The 7,663-nt window shown below is 70.4% G+C and carries 9 protein-coding genes; 4 read left to right on the top strand and 5 right to left on the bottom strand.

The annotated features are described in order from the left end of the window. From tilS to folE, 4 genes are all read left to right on the top strand, one after another. On the top strand, nucleotides 1-936 hold a 936-nt coding region (tilS, locus tag GKQ77_RS23070; protein ID WP_219690839.1), incomplete at its 5' end, for a tRNA lysidine(34) synthetase TilS. Between the two features lie 53 nt (nucleotides 937-989). Continuing rightward, nucleotides 990-1,550: a hypoxanthine phosphoribosyltransferase gene (gene hpt, locus GKQ77_RS23065; RefSeq protein WP_125517906.1), complete on the top strand. Its 561-nt coding sequence runs from the start codon at nucleotides 990-992 to the stop codon at nucleotides 1,548-1,550. A 199-nt stretch (nucleotides 1,551-1,749) separates the two neighbouring features. After that, nucleotides 1,750-3,774, top strand: coding sequence for an ATP-dependent zinc metalloprotease FtsH (gene ftsH, locus GKQ77_RS23060; RefSeq protein WP_219690838.1), 2,025 nt, complete (start codon nucleotides 1,750-1,752; stop codon nucleotides 3,772-3,774). A gap of 110 nt (nucleotides 3,775-3,884) precedes the next feature. Next, on the top strand, nucleotides 3,885-4,490 hold the full coding sequence (gene folE, locus GKQ77_RS23055; protein ID WP_219690837.1) for a GTP cyclohydrolase I FolE: 606 nt from the start codon (nucleotides 3,885-3,887) through the stop codon (nucleotides 4,488-4,490). Between the two features lie 37 nt (nucleotides 4,491-4,527). Here the strand turns inward: folE and GKQ77_RS23050 are convergent, their stop codons facing one another. The 5 genes from GKQ77_RS23050 to folP form a co-directional block, all read right to left on the bottom strand. Beyond that, the gene (locus tag GKQ77_RS23050) at nucleotides 4,528-5,013 is read right to left on the bottom strand and encodes a DUF3180 domain-containing protein (RefSeq protein ID WP_219690836.1); all 486 of its coding nucleotides are present in this window, start codon (nucleotides 5,011-5,013) and stop codon (nucleotides 4,528-4,530) included. Between the two features lie 76 nt (nucleotides 5,014-5,089). After that, nucleotides 5,090-5,701 (bottom strand): 2-amino-4-hydroxy-6-hydroxymethyldihydropteridine diphosphokinase, encoded by a 612-nt coding sequence (gene folK, locus GKQ77_RS23045; protein WP_219690835.1) that lies wholly within the window; start codon nucleotides 5,699-5,701, stop codon nucleotides 5,090-5,092. Continuing rightward, on the bottom strand, nucleotides 5,698-6,057 hold the full coding sequence (gene folB, locus GKQ77_RS23040) for a dihydroneopterin aldolase (protein WP_219690834.1): 360 nt from the start codon (nucleotides 6,055-6,057) through the stop codon (nucleotides 5,698-5,700). The genes folK and folB overlap by 4 nt, the downstream gene beginning before the upstream one ends. Before the next feature lie 165 nt (nucleotides 6,058-6,222). Further along, entirely contained in the window at nucleotides 6,223-6,771 is a 549-nt protein-coding gene (locus tag GKQ77_RS23035; protein ID WP_219690833.1) for a nuclear transport factor 2 family protein, read from the bottom strand. Continuing rightward, the gene (gene folP, locus GKQ77_RS23030) at nucleotides 6,768-7,640 is read right to left on the bottom strand and encodes a dihydropteroate synthase (protein ID WP_219690832.1); all 873 of its coding nucleotides are present in this window, start codon (nucleotides 7,638-7,640) and stop codon (nucleotides 6,768-6,770) included. Before folP ends, GKQ77_RS23035 begins: the two co-directional genes overlap by 4 nt. Between the last annotated feature and the right edge of the window lie 23 nt (nucleotides 7,641-7,663).

Genomic DNA, 7,663 nt, shown 5'->3' with positions numbered 1-7,663 from the left:
CCCCCCGCACACGAGCACGCCCCCCAGCCGCTCGTGCTCGTCGCCTGCTCCGGCGGCGCCGACTCCATGGCGCTCGCCTCCGCCCTCGCCTTCGAGGCCCCCAAGCTCGGCATCCGCGCCGGCGGCGTCACCGTCGACCACGGCCTGCAGCCCGGCTCCGATCTGCGCGCCGCCGAGGTCCTGGTACGCCTCACCGCGCTCGGCCTCGACCCGGTGGAGTCCGTCACCGTGCGCGTGGGCCGCGAGGGAGGCCCGGAAGCAGCCGCCCGCGACGCCCGCTACGCCGCCCTGGACGCCGCCGCCGTACGGCACGCGGCGGCCGCCGTCCTGCTCGGCCACACCCGCGACGACCAGGCGGAGACCGTCCTGCTCGGCCTCGCCCGCGGCTCCGGCATCCGCTCCCTGTCCGGAATGGCCGCGACCTCGGGGGTCGCGGGCCGTTACCGCCGCCCCTTCCTGCACATCGACCGCCAGACCGCCCGCAAGGCGTGCATGGTCCAGTCGCTGCCCGTCTGGGACGACCCGCACAACGCAGACCCGGCGTACACCCGCTCCCGGCTGCGTCACGAGGGCCTGCCCGCCCTGGAGAAGGCGCTCGGCAAGGGCGTCGTCGAGGCGCTCGCCCGCACGGCCCAGCTCTCCCGCGACGACGCGGACGCGCTCGACACCTGGGCCGCCCAGGCCGAGGCGACCGTGCGCGACGCCGCGGGCCTCCTGGAGTGCGCCAAGCTCTACGCCCTGCCGCCCGCCGTGCGCCGCCGCATCGTGCGCAGGGCCGCCATCGAGGCCGGAGCACCCCCCGGTTCGCTCTTCGCCCGGCACATCGAAGAGGTGGACCGCCTGATCACCGGCTGGCGCGGCCAGGGAGCCATCAATCTCCCGGGCAAAGTCGTGGCCCAGCGCCAGGGTGGCAGACTGGTGATCCGGCAAGGCTGACGTGCGGCCCGTGCTCATCGCGGGCCGGTCGGCCGGTGGGACGACCGAAAGTGATGCGGGTGGACGCGAAAGACATGGGCACCGACCTCAAGTCGGTGCTCATCACCAAGGAAGAGATCGACGCGAAGCTGGCCGAGCTGGCCGCGAAGATCGACGCGGAGTACGCGGGCAAGGACTTGCTGATCGTCGGTGTCCTCAAGGGCGCCGTGATGGTCATGGCGGACCTGGCGCGCGCGCTGGCCACCCCCGTCACGATGGACTGGATGGCCGTGTCGTCGTACGGCGCGGGCACCCAGTCCTCCGGCGTGGTCCGGATCCTCAAGGACCTGGACACGGACATCAAGGGCAAGCACGTCCTGATCGTCGAGGACATCATCGACTCCGGTCTGACGCTGTCCTGGCTGCTCTCCAACCTCGGCTCGCGCGAGCCCGCCTCCCTGGAGGTGTGCACGCTGCTGCGCAAGCCGGAGGCGGCGAAGGTCGCGATCGACGTGAAGTGGATCGGCTTCGACATCCCGAACGAGTTCGTCGTGGGCTATGGCCTGGACTTCGCGGAGAAGTACCGCAATCTCCCCTTCGTCGGCACACTGGCCCCGCACGTCTACGGCGGCTGACGCCCACGGGACCTGACGCCCGTAGGACTGGGTACGGCGGCGGGGAACCCTCACCCGTTTCCCGCCGTTGGACCATGCGAAGGCGGGTTTGCCAGCCGTCCCGTGCGGCTTCGGGTCACAATGCTGGGGTACCGTCCGAAGAACAGTCTTTATCAAACTCACTATGGCAGGAGGGACGGGGCGTCTTCGCTCCGTATGGATGGACGTGAAGCGATACTTCCGTGGGCCAGTCATGTGGATCGTGCTGGCCGTCCTTGCCGTGGTCGTGTTGATGCAGGTCGTCGGCTCGTCCGGTGGCTACAAGACGGTTGACACCGGTCAGGTCGTTCAGGCGATCAACGACAACAAGGTCGAGTCGGCCAAACTCACCACCGGTGACGAGCAGATCATCAAGGTCGAGCTCAAGGGTGACGAGAAGGTCAAGGGCAGCAGCAAGATCCAGGCGAGCTACATCGGCGACCAGGGCGTCGACCTCGCCAAGTCTCTGCAGGCCAAGTACGAGGACAAGCAGATCAAGGACGGTTACACCGTCTCCCCGTCGAAGCAGAACCCCTTCGTCGGCATCCTGCTCTCCCTCCTCCCCTTCGTCCTCATCGTGGTCGTCTTCCTGTTCCTGATGAATCAGATGCAGGGCGGCGGCTCCCGGGTCATGAACTTCGGGAAGTCCAAGGCCAAGCTCATCACCAAGGACACCCCGAAGACGACCTTCTCCGATGTGGCGGGTTCGGACGAAGCCGTCGAGGAGCTCCACGAGATCAAGGAGTTCCTCCAGGAGCCGGCGAAGTTCCAGGCCGTCGGCGCCAAGATCCCCAAGGGCGTTCTCCTCTACGGCCCGCCCGGCACCGGCAAGACGCTCCTCGCGCGCGCCGTCGCCGGTGAGGCCGGGGTTCCGTTCTACTCGATCTCCGGTTCCGACTTCGTCGAGATGTTCGTCGGTGTCGGTGCCTCCCGTGTGCGCGACCTCTTCGAGCAGGCCAAGGCGAACGCCCCGGCGATCGTCTTCGTCGACGAGATCGACGCCGTCGGCCGGCACCGCGGCGCGGGCCTCGGCGGTGGCCACGACGAGCGCGAGCAGACGCTGAACCAGCTGCTCGTCGAGATGGACGGCTTCGACGTGAAGGGCGGCGTCATCCTGATCGCCGCCACGAACCGCCCCGACATCCTCGACCCCGCGCTCCTGCGTCCCGGCCGCTTCGACCGGCAGATCGCCGTCGACCGTCCGGACATGCAGGGCCGTCTGGAGATCCTCAAGGTCCACCAGAAGGGCAAGCCGGTCGCCCCGGACGTGGACCTCGGCGCGGTCGCCCGTCGCACGCCTGGCTTCACCGGCGCCGACCTGTCGAACGTGCTGAACGAAGCGGCGCTCCTGACGGCGCGCGGCGACCGGAAGCTGATCGACAACCACGCCCTGGACGAGGCGATCGACCGCGTCGTGGCGGGCCCGCAGAAGCGGACCCGGATCATGTCCGACAAGGAAAAGAAGATCACCGCGTACCACGAGGGCGGACACGCCCTGGTCGCGGCGGCCTCGCCGAACTCGGACCCGGTCCACAAGATCACGATCCTGTCCCGCGGCCGGGCCCTGGGTTACACCATGGTCCTGCCCGAAGAGGACAAGTACTCCACCACGCGCAACGAAATGCTCGACCAGCTCGCGTACATGCTGGGCGGGCGCGCGGCCGAGGAGCTTGTCTTCCACGACCCGACGACGGGCGCGGCGAACGACATCGAGAAGGCCACGGCCACCGCACGCGCGATGGTCACGCAGTACGGCATGACCGAGCGTCTGGGCGCGATCAAGTTCGGCGGGGACAACACCGAGCCGTTCCTCGGGCGCGAGATGGCGCACCAGCGGGACTACTCCGAAGAGGTCGCCGCGCTGGTCGACGAAGAGGTCAAGAAGCTCATCGAGACCGCGCACAACGAAGCGTGGGAGATCCTCGTCGAGAACCGCGACATCCTCGACAACCTGGTTCTCCAGCTCCTCGAGAAGGAGACGCTCAACAAGGAGCAGATCGCGGAGATCTTCGCCGGGATCGTGAAGCGTCCGGCCCGCCCGGCGTGGACCGGCTCCTCGCGGCGTACGCCCTCGACCCGCCCGCCGGTGCTCTCCCCCAAGGAGCTGTCACTGACGAACGGTGCGAACGGCACCACCCCCGCGGTGACCTCGGGCAGCACGGAGAAGCACCTTGAGGTGGCCCCGGAGGACCGCCCCGAGAGCTGATCCCGCGCGCCTCAGCAGGCCCGGAATGAATGTCGCGCCCCCCAGGTTTTAGCCTGGGGGGCGCGGCACTTTCGTATGCCCGCGTGAAACGCACAGGAACGAGGCACAACATGACCGACCCGGTGACGCTGGACGGCGAGCACTCGATCGGCGAGTTCGACGAGAAGCGGGCCGAGAACGCCGTGCGTGAGCTTCTGATCGCCGTCGGGGAGGACCCCGACCGCGAGGGCCTCCTTGAGACCCCGGCCCGTGTCGCCCGGGCGTACCGGGAAATATTCTCCGGGCTGCGGCAGAAGGCGGAGGACGTCCTGACGACGACGTTCGACCTGGGGCACGACGAGATGGTCCTGGTGAAGGACATCGAGGTCATGAGTTCCTGTGAACACCACCTGGTCCCGTTCGTCGGCGTCGCCCACGTCGGGTACATCCCGTCGGTGGACGGCAAGATCACGGGACTGTCGAAGCTGGCCCGCCTCGTCGATGTGTACGCGCGCCGGCCGCAGGTGCAGGAGCGGCTGACCACGCAGATCGCGGACTCCCTGATGGAGATACTGGAACCGCGCGGGGTGATCGTGGTCATTCAGTGCGAGCACATGTGCATGACGATGCGCGGGGTGCGCAAGCCCGGCGCCAAGACCATCACCTCCGCCGTCCGCGGTCAGCTGAGGGACCCCGCGACGCGCAATGAGGCGATGAGCCTGATCATGGCCCCCTGAGCCGACTGAGCCGGCCGGGCGCCGGCCGAGCCCGCTGTCAGGTCGCCGGGGCCGCCTGGCCGTTCTCGTCGTCGTCCTCGGGGAGCTTGCAGACCCGCTCGAGGAAGAGGGCCGCCGCTATCACCGCGATGCCCATCAGGACCGAGAGCCCGGCATAGATCGCCTGGTCGCGGCGGGCCGGGACCTCGAGGGATTCGAGCAGGAACGCGCCCGCGCCGCCGTACATCCCCGCGACGAGCGCCGCGACCAGGGCGCTGGCCTGGCCGAAGACGACCGCGCGTGCGGCCATCAGCGGCTCCACGCCCTTCGCGCCCGGGCGGCGCTCCCGCTGTGCGCGCAGCCGCGAGCGCAGCGAGAGCGCCGTCGACAGGAGTACGACGGCGATCACCGCGAGCACGATGGGCGCGGCCAGCGGGACCCGGGGCAGGGTGCCGAGGGAGTCCCACAGCCGGGCGCCCGACCAGGACAGCACTCCGGCCACGGCGAAGAGGCCGGCCAGTGTCCTGATGCGCAGTTGCTTCACGGGTGACCCTTCGTTGCCTTCATCGTCGTACGGATCTCGCGGCGGATCTCGCTGCGGATCTCGTAGACCCTAACGACTATTCCGGCAGCCGGAGTTCCAGGTCGGGGCGGGGCGCGACGCCGTCGCGGGTGACGGCGGCAAGCAGCTCGGCGACCGGGCCGCGGCCGACGAGCTGGGCCTCGGGGTCGACGTCGAGCCAGGGGGCGAGGACGAAGGCGCGCTCGTGCGCGCGCGGGTGGGGCAGGGTGAGGGCCGGGTCGTCGGAGACCACGTCGGCGTAGGCCACGATGTCCACATCGATCGTGCGCGGGCCCCAGCGCTCGTCGCGGACGCGGTGGAAGGCCTCCTCGACGGCCTGCGCGCGCTCCAGGAGCGAGGCGGGCGGCAGGGTCGTCTTCACCACGACCACGGCGTTGAAGTACGAGGGCTGGGTGCCGGGGTCCACGCCCCACGGCTCGGTCTCGTACACCGGCGAGACCGCCTTGACCCGCAGGCCGGGGGTGTCCTCCAGGGCATCGACGGCACCCTGAAGGGTCTCCAGGCGGTTGCCGAGGTTGCTGCCGAGGGAGATCACGGCACGCTTGGGGTTGGACAGGGTGCTGTCCGCCGCGTCCACCTGCTCGACCACGGAGGTGGGCACCGGCTGGACGGTCGGGTCGCTCTGACCCGCTTTGAAAGGCGCAGTCATACTCGGCTCCGGGTGATGGTGACGGTCACATCGTCGAAGGGCACGGTGATCGGGGCGTCCGGCTTGTGGACGCACACCTCGACCTCCTGGACCCCCTCGTGCTTCAGACACGTCTGGGCGATGCGCTCGGCGAGGGTCTCGATGAGGTCGACGGGCTCGCCCTCGACGGCGGCCACGACCTCCTCGGCCACGATGCCGTAGTGCACGGTCTTCGCCAGGTCGTCGTCGGCCGCGGCCGCTCGCGTGTCCAGGCCGAGAACGAGGTCCACGATGAAGGTCTGGCCCTCTTCGCGCTCCCGCGGATAGACACCGTGGTGCCCGCGGGCCTTGAGGCCGCGCAGCGCGACACGATCCACGCGAATCACTCCTGCAATCGTCGGTATCGGCAGGCCTGCGCCGAGTGCGGTCGGCACACCGGCCTCGATCGAATCTACCTGCGAGCACTGACAGTGCTCGCCCGCGGGGCCTTCCGACGCGGTCCGCCGGCCCCGCCGCCCCCGCTGTCCTTGGCCCCTACCCACTCAGGAGGGGTTCTCGTCACCCTCTTCGTCGTCGGTTTCGGCCAGGACGGGCGAGGCGTGGTGCGACCACAGCTTCCAGCCGTCGGGCGTGCGGCGGAACACGTTCGTGGCGACGACGAGCTGCCCCACGAGCGGGCCGAGCTCGCCGCCGCCCTCGGGGGGCGGGCCGCCGCTGAGGATGTTCTCGGTGCAGGTGACCAGGGCGGTGTCCCCGGCCACGCCGACCTTCAGGTCGGTCAGGAAGAACTGGATGTACTCCGTGTTCGCCATGATCAGCGCGTACGACCTCAGGACCTCGCCGCGGCCGGTGAGGACGGGCCAGCCGGGGTGGACGCAGGAGACGGCGTCCCCGTCGCCGCTGTTCCCGGCGCGCTCGTCGTTCTCGTCCGTGCGGTCGTCGTCGGTGTCCGGGTCGTCGGTGACGGTGTCGGCCGCGGAGTCCAGCCACAGGTCGGAGACCTTGTCGAAGTCGCCGCGCTCCAGTGCTTCGTAGAAGGCGGTGTTGGCCAGCTCGACCTGCTCGATGTCGGTACGGGCAGCCCCGGTCACAGGTGGCCGCCGGCTGCGTCCGTCACGGCCTGGGCGACGCGCACCGCGTCCGCCGTGGCCCGCACCTCGTGCACGCGGACCGCCCAGGCGCCCTGGTGGGCGGCGATGGCGGAGACCGCGGCGGTGGCGGCGTCGCGCTCGCGGGCGGGCGGTGGGGCGCCCTCGGGGCCCGCGAGGACCCGGCCGAGGAACCGCTTGCGGGAAGCGGCGACCAGGAGGGGGTGGCCGAGATCGCGCAGCCGGTCGATGCGGGCGAGGAGCGCCAGGTCGTGCTCGGCCTCCTTGGAGAAGCCGAGGCCCGGGTCGACGACGATGCGCTCGGGGGCGATGCCGCCCTCGATGGCGGCCTGCACGCGCGCGTGCAGCTCGCCGACGACCTCGGAGACCACGTCCTCGTAGACGGGCTTGGCGTGCATGTCGGTGAGGAAGCCCCGCCAGTGCATGACCACGAAGGGGGCACCGGCGGCGGCGACCGCGGGGACCATGCGCGGGTCGGCGAGGCCGCCGCTGACGTCGTTGACGAGGACGGCGCCCGCGGCGAGCGCCTGTTCGGCGACGCTGGCGCGCATGGTGTCGACGGAGACGGTGACGCCTTCGGCGGTCAGGCCCCGCACCACGGGGACGACGCGCTTCAGCTCCTCGTCCTCGTCCACGCGGGTCGCGCCGGGGCGGGTCGACTCGCCGCCGACGTCGACGAGGTCGGCGCCCTGGGTGACGAGGTCGACGCCGTGCTTGACGGCGGCCGTGGTGTCGAACCAGCGGCCGCCGTCGGAGAAGGAGTCGGGCGTGACGTTCACGACGCCCATGACCGCACAGCGGCCCCACTCCGGCAGCCCCTGGACCGATCCCCGCCCGCGCAACGTACTCATGCCTCCAGCGTAGGCCCCGGGAG

This window comes from Streptomyces anatolicus (genome assembly GCF_019400875.1).
Lineage (GTDB): Bacteria > Actinomycetota > Actinomycetes > Streptomycetales > Streptomycetaceae > Streptomyces > Streptomyces anatolicus.
Note: the sequence above shows the minus strand (reverse complement) of the source record. Positions and strands in the feature narration are given on the sequence as shown.